General features: G+C 72.8%; 16 protein-coding genes. 4 read left to right on the forward strand and 12 right to left on the reverse strand.

Features of this window, described 5'->3' with window-relative positions:
• Positions 1-62: 62 nt before the first annotated feature.
• A complete protein-coding gene (locus tag ACWD3E_RS34140; protein ID WP_451391398.1) occupies positions 63-1,016 on the reverse strand; it encodes an alpha/beta hydrolase in 954 nt (317 codons plus the stop codon).
• Between the two features lie 230 nt (positions 1,017-1,246).
• On the opposite strand from ACWD3E_RS34140, the gene ACWD3E_RS34145 reads away from it, so the two are divergent.
• Both ACWD3E_RS34145 and ACWD3E_RS34150 read left to right on the forward strand, forming a co-directional pair.
• Positions 1,247-1,549, forward strand: coding sequence for a phosphopantetheine-binding protein (locus ACWD3E_RS34145; RefSeq protein ID WP_451391399.1), 303 nt, complete (start codon positions 1,247-1,249; stop codon positions 1,547-1,549).
• Positions 1,539-3,794 carry an amino acid adenylation domain-containing protein gene (locus ACWD3E_RS34150; RefSeq protein ID WP_451391400.1) on the forward strand — a complete coding sequence of 752 codons (2,256 nt, stop codon included), beginning with the start codon at positions 1,539-1,541 and terminating at the stop codon, positions 3,792-3,794. Before ACWD3E_RS34145 ends, ACWD3E_RS34150 begins: the two co-directional genes overlap by 11 nt.
• Positions 3,795-3,909: 115 nt before the next feature.
• On the opposite strand, the gene ACWD3E_RS34155 is transcribed toward ACWD3E_RS34150, so the two are convergent.
• From ACWD3E_RS34155 to ACWD3E_RS34205, 11 genes are all read right to left on the reverse strand, one after another.
• A complete protein-coding gene (locus ACWD3E_RS34155; RefSeq protein WP_451391401.1) occupies positions 3,910-5,028 on the reverse strand; it encodes a thioester reductase domain-containing protein in 1,119 nt (372 codons plus the stop codon).
• Between the two features lie 136 nt (positions 5,029-5,164).
• Positions 5,165-11,428, reverse strand: coding sequence for a sulfolipid-1 biosynthesis phthioceranic/hydroxyphthioceranic acid synthase (gene pks2, locus ACWD3E_RS34160; RefSeq protein ID WP_451391402.1), 6,264 nt, complete (start codon positions 11,426-11,428; stop codon positions 5,165-5,167).
• A gap of 19 nt (positions 11,429-11,447) precedes the next feature.
• Positions 11,448-11,972, reverse strand: a complete 525-nt coding sequence (locus ACWD3E_RS34165; protein ID WP_451391403.1) for a 4'-phosphopantetheinyl transferase superfamily protein — start codon at positions 11,970-11,972, stop codon at positions 11,448-11,450.
• Positions 11,973-12,040: 68 nt separating this feature from the next.
• On the reverse strand, positions 12,041-12,295 hold the full coding sequence (locus tag ACWD3E_RS34170; RefSeq protein WP_451355585.1) for a hypothetical protein: 255 nt from the start codon (positions 12,293-12,295) through the stop codon (positions 12,041-12,043).
• Positions 12,288-13,154 (reverse strand): alpha/beta fold hydrolase, encoded by an 867-nt coding sequence (locus ACWD3E_RS34175; protein WP_451391404.1) that lies wholly within the window; start codon positions 13,152-13,154, stop codon positions 12,288-12,290. The genes ACWD3E_RS34170 and ACWD3E_RS34175 overlap by 8 nt, the downstream gene beginning before the upstream one ends.
• 5 nt (positions 13,155-13,159) lie before the next feature.
• Positions 13,160-14,143: an NAD(P)H-dependent flavin oxidoreductase gene (locus ACWD3E_RS34180; RefSeq protein WP_451391405.1), complete on the reverse strand. Its 984-nt coding sequence runs from the start codon at positions 14,141-14,143 to the stop codon at positions 13,160-13,162.
• Positions 14,143-14,964, reverse strand: coding sequence for a hypothetical protein (locus ACWD3E_RS34185; RefSeq protein ID WP_451391406.1), 822 nt, complete (start codon positions 14,962-14,964; stop codon positions 14,143-14,145). The genes ACWD3E_RS34180 and ACWD3E_RS34185 overlap by 1 nt, the downstream gene beginning before the upstream one ends.
• The gene (locus ACWD3E_RS34190) at positions 14,964-15,209 is read right to left on the reverse strand and encodes an acyl carrier protein (RefSeq protein ID WP_451355581.1); all 246 of its coding nucleotides are present in this window, start codon (positions 15,207-15,209) and stop codon (positions 14,964-14,966) included. The genes ACWD3E_RS34185 and ACWD3E_RS34190 overlap by 1 nt, the downstream gene beginning before the upstream one ends.
• Positions 15,206-16,087 carry a diiron oxygenase gene (locus ACWD3E_RS34195; RefSeq protein ID WP_451391407.1) on the reverse strand — a complete coding sequence of 294 codons (882 nt, stop codon included), beginning with the start codon at positions 16,085-16,087 and terminating at the stop codon, positions 15,206-15,208. Before ACWD3E_RS34195 ends, ACWD3E_RS34190 begins: the two co-directional genes overlap by 4 nt.
• Positions 16,088-16,102: 15 nt before the next feature.
• Complete coding sequence (locus tag ACWD3E_RS34200) at positions 16,103-16,972, reverse strand: hypothetical protein (RefSeq protein ID WP_451391408.1); 870 nt, start codon at positions 16,970-16,972, stop codon at positions 16,103-16,105.
• Positions 16,973-17,286: 314 nt separating this feature from the next.
• Complete coding sequence (locus tag ACWD3E_RS34205) at positions 17,287-18,300, reverse strand: hypothetical protein (RefSeq protein ID WP_451391409.1); 1,014 nt, start codon at positions 18,298-18,300, stop codon at positions 17,287-17,289.
• Between the two features lie 269 nt (positions 18,301-18,569).
• On the opposite strand from ACWD3E_RS34205, the gene ACWD3E_RS34210 reads away from it, so the two are divergent.
• Positions 18,570-21,341 carry a type I polyketide synthase gene (locus ACWD3E_RS34210; RefSeq protein ID WP_451391410.1) on the forward strand — a complete coding sequence of 924 codons (2,772 nt, stop codon included), beginning with the start codon at positions 18,570-18,572 and terminating at the stop codon, positions 21,339-21,341.
• A 29-nt stretch (positions 21,342-21,370) separates the two neighbouring features.
• Positions 21,371-24,751, forward strand: a complete 3,381-nt coding sequence (locus ACWD3E_RS34215; RefSeq protein WP_451391411.1) for an amino acid adenylation domain-containing protein — start codon at positions 21,371-21,373, stop codon at positions 24,749-24,751.
• Positions 24,752-24,771 lie beyond the last annotated feature (20 nt).

Raw genomic sequence — 24,771 nt, forward strand, 5'->3', positions numbered from 1 at the left:
TCGGTGGTCGCCGCCGGTGTCCGCGAGGACGCCGGCGGCGCACTGCCGCCTCGGCCCGGGCGCTACTCGGTCCCGTCCGCGGCCCCCGGTCCGCCCTCCTGCCGCAGCACCGCGTCCAGTTCGCGGATGACCCGCTCGGTGCAGGCCGCCGCCGCCGGCACCATGTCCTGCATCAGGAAGAAGCCGTGCACCAGCCCCTCCCCCGTGACCAGGCGGGCCGGGACGCCCGCGGCGCGCATCCGCGCCACCAGTTCCGCGCCCTCCTCGTGGAGCGGGTCGTACTCGGCGGTGGCGACCACCGTCGGCGCCAGGTCGCGCAGGTCCGCGTTCAGCAGGTCCACCGCGGGATCGGTCCGCAGCCGCGCGTCGGGGACGTACTGCTCGTAGTTCCAGGCCATGTCGTCGGCGCTCAGCAGGTATCCCTTGGCGTGCTCGCTGGACGAGAGCAGGGTCAGGGTCGGGTCGACCGGCGGGTAGATCAGCAGGTGCGCGGCGAACCGGAGGTCGCGGGCCTCCAGGGCGGTGCCCAGGGCGAGGCTCGCACCCGCGCTGTCGCCCGCGATCACATGGCTCCGGCCGGGGAAGGTACGGGCCGTCCAGCGGGCCGCGGCGATCGCGTCCCGCAGCGGGGTGGGATAGGGGAACTCCGGCGCCAGCCGGTACTCGACCGCGACCACCACCGCGCCCAACGAGGCCGCCAGGCCCCGGCAGGCCCGGTCGTGGCTGTCCAGGTCACCCAGCACCCACCCGCCGCCGTGCAGGTATGTGACCACCCGCCGCTCGGCCGACTCCGCCGGCTGCGGGGTGTAGACCCTGACCCGCAGCGCCGTCCCGTCCGCGGCCTCGATCGTCCGGTCGGTCGAGGCCACCGCCGGGTCCGCGTCTGAGCGCGGGCGGACGGCGTTCCCCCGGTACCGTTCGCGGGCCTGGTCGACGGTCAGTTCACGGTCCGGAACGGGGGGTCCGTCGACGCTCTGCCAGGCGATCAGGTGCCGGAGCAGTCGGTCCAGAGGCATCGCAACTCTCCTACGTGCTCAGTCGTACTCGGTCGTGCCTGATCGGACGTGCTCGGACGTCCAACCGGAACGCACGCACTCCGAACCTATTTCGCAACCGCGGCGGTCTAAGCCGCCCGGTGCCGGAGAGGTGTGGAACTCACGGCAGTTGGTGCGTTTCTCATATCGCCCGGCCGGCGCGGCCGCGGATATCGTTGCCACTCGGTGAAAAATCGAACAAGGTGTTGGTGATGGAGAACTTGACCCGTTCGCAAACCGCTGACCTCGAAGCCGGCGATCCGTCCGACTTCCTCGTCCTGGTCCGTTCGATGTGGCAGGACCTCCTGGATTTCGAACCGGACGACGACCTCGGTTTCTTCGACTGCGGGGGCGACTCGCACCGGCTGTTCATTCTCATCGAGCGCCTCGCGAAGGCCAGCGGGTTAAAGCTCAAGACGGTGGACGTCATCAAGGCCGACACCATCGCCGGCCAGGCGGAGCTGCTCGCCCGGCTGAGGCGCGCCCAGCTCGAGGAGTCCCCCGATGGCTCCTGAGGCGGGCGCACCCGCGTGGGCGGAGCGGCTGGCCGGGGTGCCCACGATCCTGGAGATCCCGTCGGACCGGCCGCGGACCCACCGTCAGGACACCGCCACCGAGCGGCTTCCCGTCGTACTCCCGGTCGGCACGGCGGACGCCGTCCTGGCGCGGTGCCGGGCCCTGGAGGTGAGTCCGTCCGCCTTCCTGCTCGCCGCGTTCGGCCTGACCCTGGCTCGGCGGACCGGCGTCGACCGGCTGCTGGTGGGCGTCGACTCGCCTGCCGGCGACCTCGTTCCGGTCCGCATCGACATCGACGACGACCGCACACCGGGCGCGTTCGTCGAGACCGTCCGCGACTCGCTCGCCTGGAGCCTGGACGCCGACGGCGTCCCGTTCCCGCGGCTCGTGGAGCTGTTGGGCATCGACCGGTCCGGCCCGGGCCATCCGCTGGTCCAGGTGGGCTTCGGCACGCGCGACGACGGCCCGCGCCTCGACCTCAGCGTCCGGTTCGGCCCGGGCGAGGCGATCCGCGCCGGCTACGCCGAGTACGCGACGGGCCTGTGGAGCCGGGAGGAGGCGGAGAGCTTCGTCCTCGACTACGTGACGGCGGTGGAGCAACTCGCCGAGGCGGCCGGCGGCGACGCCCCCCTGGCGGACGTCCGGTGCATCTCCCCCACCGGCCTGCGGACCCTCGCCCGGATCAACGAGACCGGCCGCGACTTCCCGTCCGCCTCGCTGGACGAGCTGTTCCGCGCCGTGGCGGACCGCCACCCCGACCAGGTGGCCATCCGGGACCCGGAGTCGGCCCTGACCTACGCCCAACTCGCCCGCGCGGCAGCCGAACAGGCACGGCGGCTGCGTGCCGTCGGCGTCCAGGAGGGCGACGCCGTGCTGATCGCGGTCCCGCGGTCGGTGGCCGAGACGGTCGCCGTGCTGGGCACGCTCTGGGCCGGCGGCGTGTACGTCGGCGTCGATCCCGCCCAACCCGAGGCGCACACCGCGAGGATCGTCGCCAAGGCGGCGCCGACCGCGGTCATCGCCGCCGGTGAGGACGCCGACGCGCTGTCCGGACACGGCCTCCCCGCGGTCGGCCCCTGGCGGCCGGACTGGGAGCTCGACGCGCGGCCCGTGCCGCCCGCCCCGGCCGATCCCGACCGGGTGGCCTACATCTGCTTCACCTCGGGCTCCACCGGCGAGCCGAAGGGCGTGGCGATCCCGCACCGCGGCGTCATCCGGCTGGTCCACGACAACGACCGCCTGCTGCTCGGGCCGGGCGAACGCGTGCTGCGCCTCTCCTCGCTGGCCTTCGACGCCTCGACCTTCGAACTCTGGGGCCCGCTGCTGGCCGGGGCGACCCTGGAGGTGTGCCCGCCGGGGCTGCTCTCGCCGGGCGAGCTCGGCGAGTTCATCGTGGAGCACGAACTCACCGTGGCCTTCCTGACGGCCGGACTCTTCCGGCTCGTCCAGGAGTTCGCGCCGGCCTCGTTCGCCTCGCTGCGCCACCTCCTCAGCGGCGGGGACGTGGTGCCCCACGAGCACGTCGCGCGCGCGCTCGCGGACCACCCCGGCCTGACCGTCACCAACGCCTACGGTCCGAGCGAGAACAGCTCCTTCACGACGTACTACTCGGTCCGGGACCCGGAGCAGGTCGACGGCCCGCTGCCGGTCGGCGAGCCCGTCCCCAACACCAGCGTCTACGTCCTGGACCGGCGGGCGAGGCTGCTGCCGCCGGGGGCCGTCGGCGAGCTGTACACGGGCGGCGACGGCCTCGCCACGGGCTACGTCAACGACAAGGAGGAGACCGACCGCTGCTTCGGCCTCTTCTCCCCCGACGTCCCGGAGCGGGTCTACCGCACCGGCGACCTGGTCCGGATCGACCAGGCCGGCCGCATCCACTTCCTCGGCCGGGCCGATCACCAGGTGAAGGTCCGCGGCTACCGCATCGAACTCACCACGATCAGCGACGTGCTGGGCGGCTACCCGGAGGTCGAGGACACCGTCGTCACCGTCACCGACGCCGCCGCCGGGGCCGACAAGCGGCTGGTCGCCGCCGTCCGGCTGACGCCGGGGACGACCGTCACGCCGGTGGAGCTGAGGGCCCGTCTGGCCGAGCGGCTCCCCTCGTTCATGGTGCCGGCGCTCTGGGCTGTGGTCGACCGGATGCCCGTCACCGCGAACGGCAAGACCGACCGGCGGGCGCTCACCGCCGCCGCACGTCCCGCCAACGCGTTCCGGCGGCGCAAGCCCCAGCCGGACGCGTGACCGCGACCCGGACGCGGCGGCCCCGACCACTGTGGTCGGGGCCGCCGCATTCGGTGCCGGCAGCAACGCCGAGAGGGCCTTTCCGGCAGGAAAGGCCCTCTCGGTGCTGCCGGGCTCAGACCGTCTCGGCCTGCGGCAGCGGGGTGAACCGGCTGAGCCCGTTGGCCACCAGCCGGTCGAAGAAGGACTCGTCGAGCGCGACCGGCTCCGGGAACGACCGGCGCAGGGTGTCGTAGGTGTGGTCGCTGCGGAACGGCGCCAGCGGGTAGGCCGGCTCCAGGCCCAGCATCCGGCGGCCGATCTGACCCAGGTGGATCAGCGGAGCGATCTCCGGGTCCTCCTTATGCTGCATCGCCAGCTCCCACCAGCGCTCCGGCGACGCCTCCTTCAGCTGGTACCCCGCCCGGCGCAGCGCGTCGAAGCTGTACATCAGCGAGACCGGCCGGGGCCTGACCATGTGGTAGGCCTCGCCGCCCTGCGTGCCGACGGAGAGCCGGGTGATGTTGCGCGCGACGAGGTCGACCGCCTCCCCGGGCACCGCCTCGGCGCGGTCCGGGGCGTACCCGATCGCAACGCAGGCGCGCAGCACCGGCATCAGCAGGTCGGAGGTGGAGGTGTCACCGGTCACCGAGTGCCCGGTGACCAGCCCGGGGCGGTAGATGGTGCTGACCACGCCGCTGTCGGCCGCACGGCGCACCAGGCGCTCGGCGGCGACCTTGGAGCGCGGGTAGCCGAGCCCGCCCGCGGTGTCCATGGACGGCTGGGTGAACTCGTCCACCACGGCGATCCCGGCCCGGATCGCGTCGAGGAAGACCGCGAGGGTCGAGACGTAGTGGAAGCGGACCGAGATGTTCCGGCGTTCGCCGATGGCCGCGGCCAGCTCCAGCAGCTCCTTGGTGCCACCGACGTTGGCGGGCGCGAGCTGCTGGTACGGCGCGGTGAGGTGGACCGAAGCGGCGCAGTGCATGATCCCGGTGACCTTGTCGGTCAGGTCGTTCCAGACCTGGGGCGACAGGCCGAGCCGGGGGGCCTCGAGGTTGGCCGGCACGGCGATGAGCCGGGCCGGGTCGTCGGTGCCGACCTCGGCCATCCGGTCCCGCAGCCGCCGGTCGGCGACCGCCGGGTTCTTGGCCCGGACCAGGCAGTAGATGGCGAGATGTGACTGTTCGAGCAGGGCTGCGGCCAGATGGCCGCCGAGTGATCCGGTCGCGCCGGACAGGACGATCGCTGTCATGCCTTCCCCTGGAGAGTTGCGCCGGTAGGAGGGTGGAGCGGGTCGGGGCGGAGCGGTCGACTGGCGCGACCGCTCCGCCCCGGTTGTGGGGGAGCCCCCGGCCGGCGGCCGGGGGCTCGCCTGTCGGCACGACCGCTCAGCCGGCGGTCGGTGCGCTGCCGATGAGGTCCGCCAGGTGCTGGGCCAGCGCCTGGGCCGAGTTGTTCTCGGCCACCGCCTTCGGGGCGATGCGGATGCCGAGGTTGGTCTCGATCCGGGTGCGCAGCTCCAGATTGCCGAGCGAGTCCAGGCCGTAGTCGTTGAACGGACGGCTGGGGTCGACCGCGCCGCGGACGATCGCGGCGGCCTCGCCCGCGACGAAGCGGCGCAGCCAGCCGAGCCGCTCCTCGGCCGCGAGCGCCTCGAACTCGAGCCGCAGCTCCGAGGACGGGGCCTGGTCGCCGCGGTTGTCCTGGAACGCCTCCGCGAACGGGCTGCGCTTGGCCAGCGCGGTCAGCCACGGCGCCCGGGCGAGCGGCAGGTACCCGGCGTAGGCCCGGGTGTGGCGCAGCAGGGCGTCGAAGGCGTGCACCCCCTCGGCAGGAGCGATCATGGTGGTGTCCCCGGCCTCCGCCAGGACGGCACCCTTGCCGATCTCGCCCCAGGCGCCCCACGCGATCGTGGTCGCCGGCAGCCCCTTGGCCCGCCGCCAGGCCGCGAAGCCGTCGAGCCAGCTGTTGGCGGCGGCGTAGGCACCCTGGCCGGGCGAACCCAGCAGCGCGGCGGCCGACGAGAAGGTGCAGAACCAGTCCAGGTCGTCCTCGGCGGTGGCCTGGTGGAGGTACCAGGCGCCGTAGGTCTTGGGCGCCCAGTCCCGGTCGATCAGCTCGCGGGTGATGCTCGGCACGGTCGCGTCCTCGACCAGGGCCGCGGCGTGCAGCACGCCGCGCACCGCCAGCCCGGTGGCCCGGGCCGCGGCGACCAGCCGTTCGGCGGTCTCCGGGGTCGCGATGTCCCCGCGCTCGACGTGCACCTCGGTGCCCGCGTCGCGCATCGCCTGGATCTCGCGCAACGCCGCGTCGCTGGGCGCGGACCGCCCGTTGAGCACGATCCGGCCGGCGCCGGCCGCGGCGAGGTGGCGGGCCAGGCGCAGGCCGAGACCGCCCAGGCCGCCGGTGATGATGTACGCGCTGTCGGCGCGGAACACCGGGACCCGGTCCGGCGGGAGCACGGCCGCCGTGCCCGGTTCCACCGCCGTGGTGAGCACCAGCTTGCCCATGTGCTGGGCCGAGGCCATCTGCCGCAGCGCGGTCGCCGCGTCGGCCAGCGGGAACGCGGTCGCCATCGGCGGCGCCAGCTCCCCGGCCGCCATCTTGGCGGAGACCTCCCGCAGCAGGCGGCCCAGCCGGGCCGGGTCGGCGACGGCCATCAGTTCGAGATCGACGCTGAAGAAGGCCAGGTTGCGGCGGAACGGCGCCAGGCCCAGCTTGGCATCGCGGTAGATGTCCCGCTTGCCGATCTCGACGAAGCGGCCGCCGAAGGAGAGCAGGTCGAGGCTGGCGCGCTGGGCGGCGCCGGTCAGGGAGTTGAGCACGACGTCCACGCCGGCGCCCCCGGTGTCCTCGCGGATCAGCTCGGCGAACTCCAGGCTGCGGGAGTCGTAGACGTGCTCGACCCCCTGCGCCCGCAGCCACTCGCGGCGCGCCTCGCTGCCGGCCGTCGCGTAGATCTCCGCGCCGACGTGCCGGGCCACCGCCATGGCCGCCTGCCCGGTGCCGCCGGTGGCCGAGTGGATCAGCACCCGCTCGCCCGCGCGCAGGTGGGCCAGGTCCATCAGCCCGTACCAGACCGTGGCGTACACCGCGGGAGTGGCGGCGCCCTCCTCGACGCTCAGCGCCTCCGGCAGCGGTGCCGCGAGCGCCGCGTCGATGGTGGCGTGGCTGCCCCAGGCGCCCTCGGTGGCGGCGCTGGTCATCACCCGGTCGCCGACCCGGAACTCGCTGACGCCCTCGCCCACCCGGACGACGGTGCCCGCGCAGTCGACTCCGAGCGCCGGCGTCACGCCCTCGAAGGCGAAGTAGTTGCCGTGGGCGAAGAGGACGTCATGGAAGTTGACGCTCGCGGCGCCGATCTCGATCTCGATCTGGCCCGCACCGGGTGCCCGGCGGCCGACCAGGACGAGTTCCAGCGTGTCCAGGTCGCCGGGCCGGCGGATCTCCATCCGCACGCCGTCCTGGCCGCCGACGGTGGCCGGCCGGCGCTCGTCGGCGGCGAGCGGCGTGTGCTGGAGGCGCGCGGTGTACCAGCGGCCGGCCCGCCAGGCGGTCTCGTCCTCCGCCGTGTCCGAGGTGAGCTCCGACGCCAGGCGCTTCGCCACCGAACCCCGGTCGGGATCGGCGTCGAGGTCGATCTGGGTGACCCGCAGGTCGGCGAACTCGGCGCCGACCACCCGGAGCAGGCCCCGGATCCCGGCGTGCTCGAGGTTGACCATGTCGCCCGGCAGCACCGGTTGGGCGCCCTGGGTGATCCCGTACAGCCGGGGCGGGGTGCCGTCCGCGGCGACGAGCTGCTGCGCGACCTCGACGACCGACTGCACCAGGTCGCGACCGCGGGCGATGGCCTCCGCACCGGGCAGACCGGACGGCTGCGGGCAGAGCAGCACCACGCCGTGCCAGGCGGTGCCGGACAGCACGGGCTCGGTGCCGGCGACCGGCCACGGCCGGACCTCGCAGTGGCTGCCCTGGGTGCGCAACGCCTCCGCGAGCTCCTCCGAAGCGGAGCCGTCCTCGGCCAGGACCAGCCACGGCCCGGCCACGGCCTTCGCCGAGGCCTCCGGCAGCTCCGCCTGCTGCCAGCCGATGGTGAGCAGGCGCTCGTTGAGCAGCTGGTCGGCGTTCTCCTCGTCACCGGCGTGGGTGCCCATGACCAGGCCGTCGACGGTCAGCAGCACCGCGCCGTACTTGTCGGTCAGCTGCAGGTCGGCGATCACCCGGTTGCCGTCGCTGGAGCGCAGCTGGACGTAGCAGTACCCGGCGCTGCCGGCGGGCGCGAACACTTGGAGCCGCTGCACCTCCAGCGGGAGCAGCAGGCCGCCCTCGCCCTCGCCGGAGACGGCGGGCAGCGCGGCGACGCACTGGAAGCAGGCGTCGAGCAGCGCGGGGTGGACGAAGAAGCCGTCCTGCGAGCTGCGCAGCTGCGAGGGGAGCGAGACCTCGGCCAGGACGGTCTGGCCGCCGCCCGGGGTCACCCGCTGGTGGGCGGCGATCGCCCCCTGGAAGGCGGGGCCGTACTGGATGCCCCGCTCGGTCAGGGTTGCGCGCAGCTCGTCGCCGGACAGCCGCTCGGTGTGCTCCTCGATCAGCAGGTCGAGATCCAGCGGGACGGGCTCGCTCCAGAAGGCCGGCGCGCTGCGCAGGGTGGCCGAGGCGAGCCGGGCGCGCTCGTCGTTCTCGGTGGTGACGGCCTCCCAGTGCGCCAGCCCCGGGCTCTCCACGGCCGCGGTGGTGGTCACCTCGGTGTGGGCGCTGAGCAGCAGCATCCGCTCGAAGCTGAGGCCGTGGACCTCGGCGCCGGGCCCGAAGGCCACGGCGGCGGCGCTGAGCGCGGACTCGCAGTGCCCCGCTCCCGGGTAGGCCGCGACGTCCCGGACCCGGTGGTCGGTCAGCCAGGGCAGCGCCGCGGTGCCGACGTCGGACTGCCAGGCGTGGCGCTCCTCGTCCTCGTCGAGGCGGACGTGCACGCCCAGCAGCGGGTGGATCTTGACGGTGTGGGCGGGCCGCGACTCGCCGGCCTGGACCAGCAGGTGCTGCCGGGTCCAGGTCGACAGCGGGGCGTCGACCAGCGCGCCGCTCGGGTAGAGGGTGGCGAAGTCGACGCCGCCGCCCGCCGCGTGCACCTCGATGAGGGTGGTGAGCAGGCCGTATGGGGTCTCCTGGCCGCGGCGCATGCTGGCGATGCCGACGGCGGGCAGGCTGGCCGCCCGGGCGCACTGGTCCACCGCGCGGGTCAGCAGCGGGTGCGGGGCGAGCTCCAGGAACACCCGGTGGCCGTCGTCGAGGGCGGCCGTGACCGCGCTGCCGAAGCGGACGGCCTGGCGCAGGTTGCCGACCCAGTACTCGGCGTCGAAGGACGGCACCGTCGCCGGGTCGTCCAGGGCCGTGCCGTAGAACGGCACCGTCGGCGTGGTCGGGGCCAGGTCGGCGAGCACCACGGCGAGCTCGTCCAGGATCGAGTCGACCTGCGGGGAGTGCGAGGCGACGTCGACGGCCACCTCGCGGGCCAGCACACCGCGGGCCTCGTACTCCTTGACCAGGTCGCGCACGCGCTGGGTGGCGCCGCCGATGACGGTGGAATCCGGCGAGGCGATGACCGACACGACGACGTCGTCGTACTGCGCCAGCTCCTGCTCCAGGGTGGCGGCGGGCAGCTCGATGGAGGCCATCGCGCCCGCGCCGGCGAGCCTGGCGCAGAGCTTGGAGCGGCGGCAGATCACCTTGACGCCGTCCTCCAGCGAGAGCCCTCCGGCGACCACGGCCGCCGCGACCTCGCCGAGCGAGTGTCCGATGACCGCGCCGGGGCGGACGCCCGCCGCCTGCCAGGCCGCGGCGAGGGCGACCTGCATGGCGAACAGCGTCGGCTGCACCCGGTCGATGCCGGTCACCGTCTCCGGCGCGGTCATCGCCTCGGTCACCGAGAAGCCGGACTCGCGCTGGATGAGCGGCTCCACCTGGGCGATCATCGCGGCGAACTGCGGCTCGGTTTCGAGCAGTTGGGTGCCCATGCCGGCCCACTGGGAGCCCTGGCCGGAGAACAGCCAGACGGGGCCGCGCGAGTCGTCGCCGACCACCTCCGCCGGGGGCCGCTCGGCGACCTGGTCGCCGATGCCACGCAGTCCGGCGATCAGTTCGGCGCGGTCGGCGGCGATCACGGCGGTCCGCACGCCGCGGTGCTCGCGGCCCCGGGCCAGGGTGTGGCCGAGGTCGGGCAGGGCGACCTCGTCATGGGCGGCGAGCCAGTCCGCGATGCGGGTCGCGGTCGGCGCCAGCTCCTGCGCGGAGGTGGCCGAGAGCGGGAACAGCCGCCGCACCGGGGCGTCCTGCGGGCTCGGCTGCGCCGGAGTGTCGGCGACGGACGGCGCCTGCTCCAGGATCATGTGGGCGTTGGTGCCGGACATGCCGAACGAGGAGACCGCCGCACGGCGGGGCCCCTGCTCGACCGGCCAGGGCCCCATCTCGGCCGGCACGAACAGCTGGGTGGGCACCGAGCTGACCTCGTCGGCCAGCTCCGTCAGGTGCAGCACGCCCGGCACCACGCCGTGCTGGAGCGCCAGGACCGTGGTGATCAGGCCCGCCGCGCCCGCCGCGGACTCGGTGTGGCCGATGTTGGCCTTGACCGAGGTCACGGCGCAGGCGCTGTCGCCGCGGCCGTACACCTCGGCCAGGGCGCGGAACTCGATGGGGTCGCCGACCGGCGTGCCGGTGCCGTGGGCCTGGATCATGCCGACGGTCTCCGCCGCGACGCCCGCGTCGGCCAGGGCGGCCCGGTGGACGGCCACCTGGGCCGACTCCGAGGGCATGGTGACCGTCTCGGTGCGGCCGTCCTGGTTGGAGGCGACGCCCTTGATGATCGCGAGGATGCGGTCGCCGTCGGCGATCGCGTCGCCGGCGCGCTTGAGCAGCACCATGCCGCAGCCCTCGGACCGGACGAAGCCGTCCGCGCCCTGGTCGAACGGCCGGCACCGGCCGGTGGGCGAGAGCATGCCCAGGCCGGACGCGGAGACCGCGATCTCCGGGACCAGCATCAGCATGCAGCCGCCGGCCAGCGCCATGTCGCTCTCACCGTTGCGGATGCTCTGGACCGCCAGGTTCACCGACATCAGGCCCGAGGAGCAGGCCGTGTCGACGCTCAGGGCCGGACCGGCGAGGTCCAGCGCGAAGGCGATCCGGCCCGAACCCATGCTCGGGGCCGGCCCGGTGAACCCGTAGGGGTGGACCTGCGCCTGCTGCTGGGCGCCGTGGCTGGCGAGCGCGTAGTCGATGTGCGCCATGCCGACGAAGACGCCGGTGCGGGTGCCCGCCAGCGCGGACGGCTGGATGCCGGCGTGCTCGACCGCCTCCCAGGCGGTCTCCAGCAGCAGCCGGTGCTGCGGGTCGGTCGCCAGTGCCTCACGCTCGCTGAGCTTGAAGAACTTGGCGTCGAAGCCCGCGACGTCGGTGAGGAAGCCTCCCCATTTCGACACCGAGCGGCCGGGCACGCCCTTCTCGGGATCGTAGTAGTCCTCGGCGTTCCAGCGGTCCGCCGGGATCTCGGTGATCGCGTCACCGCCGCGCTCGATCAGATCCCACAACGCCTCTGGGGAATCGACTCCACCCGGAAATCGGCACCCGATGCCGATGACCGCTATGTCCCTCGGATCCGACATGACGACTCCTCCTCAGAATTCATCTGGTCTGTGCAAAGGGTGGGTACAGAACCGCCACGGCAATGGAGAGTTCCGGCTCGGAGCGGACCCAGACCGGCACCCGCGCACCGCGGAAGGACGCCTCCAGGGCGTCGCCGCGACGGCTGAGCTCGACGCGCCAGAACAGCAGGTCGTCCTTGGTTTCCGGGCCGTAGAGCGCCTTGAACGCCGCCTCCTTGGCGGCGAACAGCTCGCGGGAGGTGAATCCCGCCGGCGGCCCGAGCAGGGCGTGCCGCTCCGATTCGCGCAGCACGAACCGGGTGACGCGGGGACCGACCACCGCGTCCTCGATGTCGACGCCGACCGCCGCGGCGGTGGGGGTGACCACCGCGACGGCCAGCAGCTCCGTGTGGGATATCGAGCCGGCGAATCCCGGGGGGAAACGCGGCCTTCCGTCAGGTTCCCGCAGCACCACCACATCGGCGGCACCGGCCGCGACCAGCGCGGCCGAAGCCGCGCGGCGGCCGGCCGCGGTCTCCTGGGCCGGGCCGTAGGGCGGCCGCACCGGACACCATTGCGCCCGGACGTCCGGGGGCACTCCCACAGGCAGCCGCGACGCGGCCACCGTGCGCCTCAGGCGCGCAGCGCCAGCACGTGGCCGGCGAGCGAGTCGATGGACCGCAGGACCTCCGGTCGCACGTCGTCGTCCCACTCGAAGCCGAAGTCGTCCTCCATCGCCACCAGCAGGCTGACCAGGGCGTTGGACGAGACCCCCGCCTGGCGCAGTGACGCGGAGTCGGGGACGGCCGCGAGGAACTCCGCGTCGGTGAACAGTCCGAGCAGCAGCTCCCTGATCCGCGACCGCACCTCGGCTGCCTGGTCAGGCATGCGTCTCCACTCCCTGGATGAACGCGTGGACCAGGTCCTGGAACGTCTCGGCGTCGTCCACGTAGGGCACGTGGCCGGCGGTGGGCATGACCTCGGCGCGGCCGTTCGGGAACTGCTCGGCCAGCTGGTGGGCACCGGTCGGGCCGATCAGGAAGTCGTCGTCACCGACGACGACCAGCGCGGGCGCCTCGATGGCGGCCAGCATCGACGGCTTGTGCTCGTCCTGCATGGCCCGCTTCAGGCCGCTGACCAGGTCCTCGATGGTGGACAGCGCCGAGAAGGCCTCCCGGAAGGCGAGGTAGCCCGGGGCGCCGAGGAACTCGTTCATCTCGGCGCTGAACACCTCCGGGTAGAGGTGCTCGTAGAGCGCGGCGATGCCGTGGCTCTCCAGGGTGCGCAGCCACGCCTTCTGGATCTGCCGCTGCCGCCGCATGCCCTTCGGGCCGAAGACGGGGCCGGTGAGCACGATGCCCTTGATCCGGTCCGGGTGCTTGATGGCCATCTCGCGGGCCAGCACGGTGGAGGTGGAGACGCCGATCAGGTACGTCGACTCGATCTCCAGCGCGTCGAGCAGCCCGATCAGGTCGGCCATGTGCTCGTCCCAGGTGGGCTCCTCGGCGACGTGCGAGGAGGCCCCGTGGTTGCACAGGTCGTAGCTGATGAGGCGGTAGTCCTTCTCCAGCTGCTCGGTGAAGACCCGCCACGAGGGGCTGGTCAGGAAGAAGGCGTTGAGCAGGGTGATCGGCGTGCCCTCGCCGCGGGACTCGTAGTAGATCTCGACCCCTTCGCGGGTCTGGATCCGGGGAGTGCCCTCGCGGTAGGTGAGGTCCATCCGGGACAGGTTCTCGTAACCTGGCATGGGTTCTATCCTTTCCCCGCTCCGCGGGCCCCGGGGCCCGGAAGCGTGCGGGCGAATCCGGCGACGATGTCGGCCGCCGGGAGTTCCTGCGAGACGTCACCGCAGGAGAGGCCGCAGTACATCGCCATCTCCTCGATGCGGCCGCTGGTGGTGACGGTCGGCACCGCGGCGCTGAACCGGGGCACCACGTACGGCTTCCCCTCGACCACGGTGCGGCCGATGAAGTTCTTGCGCTGGTCCGGATCGCGGGTGACGTCCGTCGCGAGGACGCGGTGCCGCCGGCCCGGCCAGCCGATCTCGTACACGTCGGTGATGACCGTGTCGGCCTCGGCGGAACCGCAGATGGCGGTCTTGAAGAAGGGGTGCGCCATCGACTCGCGGGCGACCACGAAGGCGGTGCCGAGCAGCACGCCGTCGGCTCCCGCGGCGACCGCCGCGGCCGCCGCGGCCGGCGAGCCGATCCCGCCGGCCGCGACCAGGCAGGCGTCGGGCAGCCGGGTCCGCAGCTCGGCGACCAGGTCGTCCCGGTGCGCCGTGCCGAGCAGGTGGCCGCCCGCCTCGATGCCCTGCACCACCACGATGGCGCCGTGCCCGGCCGCGCGCTCGGCGTCCTGGACGGTCCCGACCTGGACGACGAGCCGCCGTCCCGCGGCGGTGATCCGCTCCAGCACGGCGTCGTCGGCCGGCCCGAACAGCGAGAGGTACACGTGCTGCGGCGTCTCGGCGAGCACCTGCTCGACCTGGCGGACGAGCTCCTGCGGACCGACGACCTCCTCGATCAGGTTCACCCCGACCGGGTGGTCGGTGCCCGCGACCAGGCGCTTGAGCATCGCCGACAGCGCGTCACCGGACAGTTTGTAGCCGCCGACGCAGCCCGCCGCACCGGCCTCGGACACCGCGCAGGCCAGCTCCGGGCCCGCGACGCCGCCCATCCCCGACTGCAGCAGGCTCACCCGGATGCCGAGCTCCTCGGCCAAGGTGGCGCGCATCAGCTCAGGCTCTCCACGGCGGCCAGCGCGGCGGCGGTGTCGCCGAAGCGCCGAGTCAGGACATGCACCCAGCGCTCCAGCCCGAACGCCAGGCAGCTGGTGTGCGCCGTGTCGCCGCCGGCCTGGATGGAGCAGCGCTCACCGAAGAAGTTCCGGTGGTAGTTGACCGAGCCGATCGCCAGGCCGTCGACGACGAACTCCTCCTTGACCGGGAACAGCCGCTGCATCTTGGCCTTGCTGCTGTTCTTGTCGAAGAAGGGGTCGGTGGCGACCTCGACCCGGACGTCCAGCCCGAGTTCGGCGATGAGCGCCAGCACGGTCTCCTTGGCGCGCCGCAGATGCTCCTTGGCGCCGTCCTCCGGGCCGATGAAGACGATCTCGCGCATCGAGAAGCCGAGCAGCCGCTGCAGGCCGTCGTAGTGGTCCTCGTTGCGGAAGCAGGTGGCCACGGTGGTTCGCATCACGCCGGTGTCGGGCAGCTCCTGGCCGGCCAGGTCCACGTAGATGGCGTAGCAGGCCGCCGACGGCAGGGCGAAGGCGGTCGGCTCCATGATCGCGGGCGGCACCCGGTCCAGCGGCCGCTCCGCCTCGGTCAGCATCTTGCCCAGGCGCGCCGGGTCGAGCCGGGTGGCGGCCAGGCCCAGGTGCGGGAAGTTGTCGAAGTAGTCGAAGCGGTCGAGGTCCTGGCAGCGGATCAGGAACGGGAACCGGAACTCCGGCGCCTGCCAGCCGTCGGCGAAGCGCCGGAACACCGAGTCGAGCGCCCGCAGCAGTCGCAGCTGGCCCGCGTCGAGAACGCCCAGGCCGTTGTCGTTGGTCATCAGTCCGCCTTCCGGTTGAAGAACCGCGCCTCGATCGCGTCGAGGGTGCGGAACTCGTCCAGATCGATCTCCTCCGGGTCGATCTGCTCGCCGGTCAACTCCTCCAGCAGGAAGATGAACTCGACGAAGGCCAGCGAGTTGATGGCCCGGCTGTCGATCAGGTCCAGGTCACCGGTGAGCCGCTCCAGCCCGGGGTTGCGGCCCAGGATGAACTCGTGGACGCCCTGCATGGCTTCGGCACTCACTCGGCGGGCTCCTTCACGCTCACGCCCGACTTCGCCAGGAACCGGCGGGTCCGCTTCAGGATCTGCTCGTGCGCCTCCTGGCGGGCGGGGTGCTCCAGGGCACGGCGGCGCAGGGCCAGCGCGTCCGGGATGCCGGCGTCGCGGTAGGCGGCGGGGTTGTAGAGGGTCGCGATGCTGTACTGGAGGTAGTTCTCCAAGTACTCGGCGACCAGGGGGACTTCGTCGGGATCACGCCGGGTCACCTGCTCCAGCAGGTTGGTGAACATCATCCGGCCGAAGGCGACGTGCCGGCTCTCGTCCTGGTGGTGCACCCGGTTCACCTCGCGGGCGATGTGCGGGAGCGCCATGTCGGTCGCCATGTGCGCGTTGAAGTGGTCGACGATCTCCTCGAAGATCAGGACCCGCGCGAACACGATCAGTTCGCGGGCGAGCGGCGAGAGGTGCTCCACCGAGTCGGCCTGCAGCGTCGGCTGCGCCGGGTAGAGCTTGCCGCCGTAGCGCAGGCAGAACTGCGCGAAGAACCACATGTGCTCGTTCTCCTCACCGATGAAGTGGTGGAGGAACTCCGAGACATCGGCGTAGGTGCGCTCGTGGATACGCATCACGACTTCGCTCAGCAGCTCGCGTATGCCGTGGATGTTGAGGCTGAAGAAGTTGATCGCCTCGAACCTGGTCAGCGCGAGCTGCTGTTCGCGCGTCAACTCGTCCCACATCTCCGTGCCGGCGAGCGTGGTCAGGCTCTCGCTCATCCACGGCTCGTCGGACGGGATGGCATCGGGCCATTCGAAAGCCGTGTAGGGGTTGTAGTAGCCGGACTCGGCCATCTGCTCCAGCCGGCCCAGGTCCAGGACGACTGGCTCGATTTCACGTACCGCCATGTGCAATCGTCTCCTTCAACGCACCGATCGAATGTCCGCGCGCACGAGGACCGGCGTCGGCGAGCCGCACTCGTGATAGCCCAGGGCGGCGTTGCCCCGAGCCGTGGACGGAATGACTTTGTTGTAGATCGACCCGAGGCACAGCTCCCGGAACCCGCCGGTGTTCCCCGAAAGCCGGGCGGCCAGCTGCGACTTGGCGATGTCGATGGTCTTGACGCGGCCGTCGTCGTCCTCGAGCTCGACGCTGGCGTGCGGCAGGTCGAGGGCGCCGCCGAGCACGCCGCAGAACCAGCCGCGCTTCGCCTCGGCCCGGTAGCCCGCCTCGCGGAAGCGCTCGGCCAGCAGCAGGCTGGCGGCGATGCAGCTGGTCGCGCCCAGGTCGTGCACCAGCTGGTAGTCGGCCTGCATGGCCACCGGGATCATCTGCCAGCGGTAGCCCGCGGCCAGGTACTCGGCGGTCAGCTTCCGCAGGACCGGGGAGACCACGGGAGTGAGCGCACCCGTCGTGGTGACGGTGGCCGTGTAGGTGGCCGACCCCGTGCCGGCTGCCGGCCGGGTCACGTCGGCGACGACGCCGCCGAAGCGGGTGATGTCCGGCTCCTCCAGGCGCCAGGGGGCCTCCCCGGCGCAGTCCGGGCACTCGAGCCGGACCTGGAAGTCCCAGGTCTTGTTGCGCAGCAGGTCGTCCACGGGACGGCCCGTGAACCGGAAGAGCATCCGGAACGCCAGCTCCGGCTGTGTCTTCGAGGTGCCGGAGTACATGCCGAGGTTGTAGAGGTCGTTCGGGTCGAAGCAGCGGACGCCGTCCCGTTCCTCGAACGGGAGGCCCGCGGCGACGAGCCGGTCGATCTCCGCCGGCCCGCAGCGCAGCATCTCCTGCGCCACCGATTCCGGCTGGCTCCGGTCCGAGTATTCAGCGGGAATGAATTCGATGGAATCCGCAACCCTTTCCCAGGGTGCCTCCACCACTACAGGATGGCCCGTCACAGTCCCTACCCCCCGGCAAGTTCGACGCTCGGATCCTCAATGACCCTGCCGACGGTAGCAGCGCTTCGACAGGCCCTCACAGATTCATCGCACACAATTCCGCGTGCATTCTTCACTCCGGAAAAGAATATGGCTGACCGCCCCACCGGGATCGGATCCCGCCGGGGCGCCCAGTCCTTTCCAGAACGTCAAACCCAGTCAGAATGTCGGAATCAGTTCGCCGGCCGCCGGACGATGGTGCAGGAGAAGGTGAATCCACCGCCGCCCTGGATGAGCATGCCGAACTCACCGGGCGCCAGCGCCGCCGCCATCTCGGCCAGGTCCGCCAGGTACTCCCCTGGGCCCAGGCAGCCGGTGGAGTTCTCCAGGTACTCGGGCTGCCGGTCGAGGAGCATGCCGATCGCGGGCTTGAACACGTTCTCGCGCATCTGCCGGGCGAGCCGCGGAATCGTGACGCAGCGGATGTCCTCCGGCTCGACGCCGGCCTTGGCCATCGCCCGGCCCGCCGCGCCGAACAGCTGCTCGACGCCGGCCTTGCCGAGCTGCGCCGCCTGGCCCGAGGCCTGGAAGACCTTGTTGGGGCGGTTGAGGTCGATCGGGGTGCTGTGCCCGAGCGGCGCGGCGGCGAACTCGTCGTCGCCGCGCATCTGGACCTCGAACGCCGGGTCCGCGCCCATCTCCAGCGCCAGCAGGTCCAGCAGGTCGTTGCCGCCGCCGCTGCGGCCGAGCACGACCGCGACGCCCGCGTCCCCGTAGACGGCCTCCTCGTTGCTGCGCCACCGGTCGAAGCCGGGCCCGCAGAACCGGTCCGCGGCCGTGACCAGGGCCGCGGTCGAGTCCGGCGTGGCGGCCAGCAGCACGGCCGCGAGGTGCAGCGACAGGGCGGCACCGTTGCAGGTCTGCTGCACGTTGATCGGCAGGCTGGCGACGGCTCCCGACTCCTGCGCGATGTAGTGCGCCGCCGACCAGATGTCGAAGCCCTGGTAGTACAGGTTCGAGTGCAGCAGGTGGCTGACGGCACCCGGCTCCACGCCGCTCGCCGCGATCGCCTCGCGCGCGGCCAGCACGGCCATCTGCGGCGCCCCGAGCTCGTTCGAGACGGTCAGTTCGGTGACGCCGATGCGCTCCAGGTCCTCCGGGGTGAAGCCCTCCGGCGCAATCTCCGTGTCCGGCGGGAACCAGGCCACCGCCGCCTTGATGCTGAGCCCATTGCCCTGTTCAGCCATCGGCTATTCAGCCCCTTCTCAGTTGAACGTCCGGATGAATACACGGCAGCTGCGACCGACCGCGACCACCCCTTGCTACCCGGCCCTCGATGCCCGATCAACCCCTACCGCACCCTTAGCCGTCCGGGCGGCAGACGGCCGTAGGGGTAGAGGTGGGGTATCAGGCGGCAGGCCCGCGCAGTATGTTCGGCGGGGAATCAAGGTGGGCTCACGCATTCCGTCCGGGCCCGCCAATTGGCCTGACAATTCACGGGAGAGCCACAAAGCCGATGGCCGATGAAGAGAAACTGCGACAGTACCTGAAGAAGGCCACCGGTGATCTCCAACGCGTCACCCGGAGGCTGCAGGAGGCCGAGCTCAGGGAAACCGAGCCCATCGCGATCGTCGGCATGGGCTGCCATCTCCCGCCCGGCCTACGATCCCCGGCGGAGCTGTGGCGGTTCGTCGCCGGCGAGGGTGACGGCATCTCGCCGTTCCCGGAGGACCGGGGCTGGGACACCGTCGACCCGTCGACCACGCGCCTGGGCGGGTTCGTCGCCGGGGTCGACCTCTTCGACGCCAGGTTCTTCGGACTCGGCGACCACGAGGCGCTGGCGATGGACCCGCAGCAGCGGCTGTTCCTGGAGACCGCGTGGGACGCGCTGGAGCACGCCGGCCTGGACCCGGCCGGACTGCGCGGCAGCCGGACGGGCGTCTACGCCGGGGTCTCCTACTCCCACTACGGCGCCGGGGCACAGGCGGACCTCCCGGCCAGCGTCGCCAGCCAGTTGATCGTCGGCGGCGCCCCGAGCACGACCTCGGGCCGGATCGCCTACCACCTGGGCCTGCACGGACCGGCGATCAGCGTCGACACGGCCTGCTCGTCCTCGCTGGTCGCCGTCCACCTGGCCTGCCAGGCCCTGCGGCGCGGCGACTGCGAGCTCGCGCTGGCCGGCGGCGTCACGATCATGAGCACCCCGGACGTCGTCGTCGAGTTCGGCCACCGCGGCGCCCTCGCCGCGGACGGTCGGTGCAAGCCCTTCGCGGCCGCCGCCGACGGCATGGGGTTCGGCGAGGGCACCGGGCTGCTGGTGCTGGAGCGGCTGTCGGTGGCCCGGCAGAACGGCCACCGGGTGCTCGCGGTGATCCGCGGGTCCGCGGTCAACCAGGACGGCGCGACGAACGGCCTGACCTCGCCGAGCCGATCGGCGCAGGAGGCCGTCATCCGCCAGGCGCTGACGGCCGCCCGGCTGACCCCCGACCAGGTGGACGCGGTGGAGGGGCACGGGACCGGCACGGCGCTGGGCGACTCGATCGAAGCCGAGGCCGTCATCGCCACCTACGGCGAGTCCAGGCCGGCCGGCCGCCCGCTGCGGCTGGGATCGGTCAAGTCGAACATCGGCCACACCCAGACCGTGTCCGGGGTGGCGGGCGTGATCAAGATGGTGATGTCCATGCGCGCGGGGATCCATGCGCGCACCCTCCACATCAACCGGCCGTCCCCGCACGTCGACTGGTCCGCCGGCACCGTCGTGCTGACCGGCGAATCGGCTCCGTGGCCGGCCGAGGGCCGTCCCCGGCGGGCGGGCGTCTCGTCCTTCGGCATCAGCGGCACCAACGCGCACCTGATCCTCGAGGAGGCCCCGGCGGCGGACGACGACTCCGTCCCCGACAGCGCGGACGGTGCCACGCCCTGGGTGCTGTCGGCGAAGACCGAACCGGCGCTGCGGGCCATGGCCGCGGAGCTCTCCGAGCTGCTCCGTGCCGAGCCGAACGCGGCCGCCGGCCTCGGGAGTTCGCTCGCCCGCACCAGGACGGGCTTCAGGCACCGCGCGGTCTGCGCGGGCTCCCGGGAGGAGCGGCTCGCCGCGCTCGCGGCGCTGGCCCGGGGCGAGCAGGCCCCCGGCCTGGTCACCGGCACGGCCTCCGCCGCGCGGGTCGCGGTGGTGTTCACCGCCGGTGAGCCGGGCAGCGGTGAGCCGGGCAACGATGCCCCGGCCCGGACCCTGGCCGAACGCTTCCCCGCCTTCGCCGAGGCGTACGACGACATGCGCATGCGCCTGGAGGCGCGGCTCGACGGGCCGCTGACGGCGCATCAGGACACCGCGGTGTTCGCGCTCCACTACGCGCTGCACCGCCTGGTGTGCTCGTTCGGGGTGGCGCCGGAGCTCGTCGCCGGCGCGGGGATCGGCGAGATCGCCGCGGCCTGCGCCGCGGGCGTCCTGTCGCCGGACGACGCCGCGGTGCTCGCGGTCGCGGCCACCAGCGCCGGTGCGGACGGCCTGCGGGCCACCGCCGAGCGGCTCGGCTACGCGCGCCCCGCCCTCACGGTCGTCTCCCCCGCCGCGCCGGACGACCCGCGCCACTGGGCGACCGGCGACTTCCTGCGGGCCCCGGCCGCGGACCCGCTGTCCCTGGTCCGGGAGCAGGGCGCGACCACCTGCCTGGTGCTCGATCCCGCCGCCCTCACCACCGCGGAGGCGGTGCTCGCCCTGCTCGCGCGGGCGTACACCGCCGGAGCGCCGGTGTCGTGGCAGGCCGCGTTCACCGGCACCGGCACCCGCCGGGTCGAGCTGCCCGGCTACCCGTTCCAGCGCGAGCGCTACTGGATCGACGCGCGCGGCCCGCTGGGCGCCGCGCGGCCGGTGGACACCGAGCCCTGGGACACCGCACCGCAGGGCACCGCGCGGTGGGACGCCGACGAGCTGTCGCGGCTCGCCCTGGAGGAACCGCAGGCGGCGGGGCAGGAGCTCACGGACCTGCTGTTCGCCCGGGTGGCCGCGATGATCGAGGCGCCCGAGGCCGACCGGGAGCACCTGCGCGCACGGTTCGCCGACTCCCGGCTGGGCGACCTCGGCCTGGACTCGCTGCGCGCGATGCGGCTGCGCGACGGGTTCCGCGCGGACCTCCTGGTGGACGTCCCGCCGCAGCGCCTGCTCGGCGACACCACCGTCGCGGACATCGTCGACCTGGTGTGCCGGTCCCTCGCCGCCCGACGCCTCGTGGTGTCCGGCGACGAGGCGCCCGAGGCCGCCGGCCCCGTCGAAGAACTCATCCTCTGACGCCCTCTTAACGACAGGAAGGCAGGCATGTGAGCACGGACCTCTTCGCCGAGTTGTACCGCCGCGGGGTCAGGATGCGGCTGGTCGACGGCCGGCTCCACCTGACGGCCCCACCCGGTGCCCTGACCAGCGAGCTGCGTGAGGAGATGAAGCTTCGCCGGGACGAGCTCATCGACATCGTCACGCGCTCCCAGAGCGCGGGCGAGCCGGCCGGCCTCGAACCGCGGCCGGCCGAACGCCACGAGCCGTTCCCGCTGACCGACATCCAGCAGGCGTACTGGGTCGGCCGGACGCCGGGGGTGGAGCTCGGCGGCAACTCGACGCACTGCTACCTCGAGTTCGACGCGGCGGACCTCGACATCCCCAGGCTGAGCCGGAGCCTGGACCAGCTCGTGCAGCGCCACGACATGCTCCGGGCGGTCATCCAGCCCGACGGCCGCCAGCGGGTGCTGCCCGAGGTCCCGCCGTACGACATCGACGTCACGGACCTGTCCGGCCTCGACGAGGCGGCCCAGGAGGCCGGCATCGAGCGGATCCGGGAGCGGCTGGCGCACCAGGTCCTGCCCGCCGACCAGTGGCCCCTCTTCGAGGTCCACGCGACCCGGCTGGACGAGCGGCGCTGGCGCCTGCACCTGAGCCTGGACATGCTGGTCCTGGACGGGTACAGCTTCGGCATCTTCCAGCGCGACTGGTTCCGGTTCTACAGCCGGCCGGACGCCCCGCCCGCCCCCATCGAGGTCACCTTCCGCGACCACGTGCTCGCCGAGCAGCGGCAGCAGGGCGAGCCGCGGTTCGAGGCCGACAAGCGGTACTGGCACGACCGGATCGACCAGCTGCCGCCCGCTCCCGAACTCCCCCTGGCCGTCCAGCCCGGGCAGCTCGGCCGCCCGACCTTCGCCCGCCAGCACGCCCGGCTGTCCCGCGAGGGCTGGGCCGCCGTCAAGGAGACCGCCCGCCGCCGGGGCCTCACGCCGTCGGCCGTGCTCGTCACCGTCTACGCCGACGTGCTGCGGCGCTGGTCCAAGCGGCCCGAACTCACGCTCAACCTGACGCTGTTCAACCGTCCGCCGGTGCACCCGCAGATCGGCGACGTGATCGGCGACTTCACCTCGCTGGTGCTCCTGGAGACCAGGCCGGAGCAGGGCGACTCGTTCGCGGCGCGGGCGAAGCGGCTGAACCACCAACTCCTGGACGACCTCGGGCACTCCAGCTACTCGGGGGTCCGCGTGCTGCGGGAGCGCGCCAAGCGGCTCGGCGGCCGGCTGGGCGCCGCGATGCCGGTGGTGTTCACCAGCATGATCGGCTTCGACTCCGGCGGCAGCCTCACCGAGAGCGCCCAGGTGTTCGGCGACGTCGTGTACGGGGTCAGCCAGACGCCGCAGGTCTGGCTGGACTACCAGGTGCTCGAGGACCGCGGCGAGCTGCTGATCAACTGGGACTCCGTCGAGGGGCTCTTCCCCCCGGGCATGATGGACGAGATGTTCCAGGCCCACCACGACTGCCTGGTGCGCCTGAGCCAGGGCGAGACCGCGTGGGACGAGCGGGAGCTCGTCGAGCTCCCGCGGGCCCAGGCCGAGGAGCGCCTGCGGGCCAACGCGACCGAGGCGCCCATTCCCAGCCGGACGCTGTGCGGTCTGGTCGAGGAGCAGGCGGCGCGGACGCCGGACGCGGTCGCCGTGATCTCCGCCGACGGTCAGCACGGCTACCGCGAACTGGTCGACGACGCCTACCGGTTGGCCCATGCACTGCAGTCGCTCGGCGCGAAGCCGAACACCCTGGTCGCCATCGTCGCCGACAAGGGCTACGCCCAGGTGGCGGCGGCCCTCGGCGTCACCCGTTCCGGGGCCGCCTACCTGCCGATCCAGCCGGGTTGGCCGGCCGCCCGGCGGGAGCAGCTGATCCAGCAGGGCCGGGTCGAGGTGGTGGTCACCACCCCGCGGCTGCGTGACGAACTGAGCTGGCCCGAGGGTGTCCGGCTGGTGACCCTCGCCGACGCCGAGGTGCGGTCCGCGCCGACCACCGCGCCGCCGACCGGTCCCGCCCCGGACGACCTGGCGTACGTGATCTTCACCTCCGGTTCGACCGGCACGCCCAAGGGCGTCATGATCGACCACCAGGCCGCGGCGAACACCATCCAGGACCTCAACGACCGCTACCGGGTCACCGCGGACGACCGGGTGCTGGCGCTGTCCGCCCTGAGCTTCGACCTCTCGGTGTACGACGTCTTCGGCCTGCTGGCGGCGGGCGGCGCCGTGGTGCTGCCGGAGCCGGGACGGTCGCAGGAGCCGCAGCACTGGTCGGAGTTGCTGGAGCGGCACGGGGTGACGCTCTGGAACAGCGTGCCGGCCCTGATGCAGGTGTGGATCGAGTCGCACGGTCCGGCCGCCCCGCCCGCCGGGGACCGGCTGCGGCTGGCCATGCTGAGCGGCGACTGGATCCCGGTGGCGCTGCCGGACCGGATCCGCGCGTACTACCCGCAGGTCGAGGTGATGAGCCAGGGCGGTGCCACCGAGGCGTCCATCTGGTCGATCAACTACCCGATCGGCGAGGTGCCCCCGGAGTGGTCGCGGATCCCGTACGGCAAGCCGCTGGCCAACCAGACCATGCACGTCTACGACCAGGGGATGGAGCCCTGCCCGGTCTGGACGACGGGTGAGATCTACATCGGCGGAACCGGTGTGGCCCGCGGCTACTGGGCCGACCCGGAGCGGACGGCGGAGCGCTTCGTCACCCACCCGCGGACCGGCGACCGGCTCTACCGGACCGGCGACCTCGGCCGCTACCTCCCGGGCGGTGACATCGACTTCCTGGGACGCGAGGACTCGCAGGTCAAGCTGAACGGCTACCGCATCGAGCTCGGCGAGATAGCGGCCCCGCTGCTGCGGCACCCGGGTGTCCGGGACGCGCTGGTCACCGTGGACACCAACGCCCGGACGGGCAGCCGCCAACTGGTCGCCTACCTGGTGCCCGAGGACGGCGGGACCGCCGCGGGCCGGCCCCACCCCGAGGCCGCCGCCCTGCGGGCCGAACTCGAGGAGATCCTCCCCGAGTACATGGTGCCGCGCCACTACCTGGTCATCCCGCAGGTGCCGCTGAGCGCGAACGGCAAGGTCGACGTGTCGGCGCTGCCCGCCCCGCGGGAGCAGCGGGCCGCCGCCGGGCCGGCCGCTCCGCAGGACGACCTGGAGCGGACCCTGCTGCGGATCTGGCAGGAGTCCCTGGAGCGCGACGACTTCGGCACCGGGGACAACTTCTTCGAGCTCGGCGGGGACTCGCTGCGCGCGATCGGTGTCCTGGAGCGGATCAGCGCGGAGCTCGGCACCACCGAGGGCCAGGAGAACGGTCTGCGCCGGCTCTTCAGCAACCCCACGGTCGCCCAACTGGCAGCCGCCATGCGCACCGAGGGCTGAGACGGCAAGCGAAGAGCCCC

It is taken from the genome of Streptomyces sp. NPDC002676, assembly GCF_053592455.1.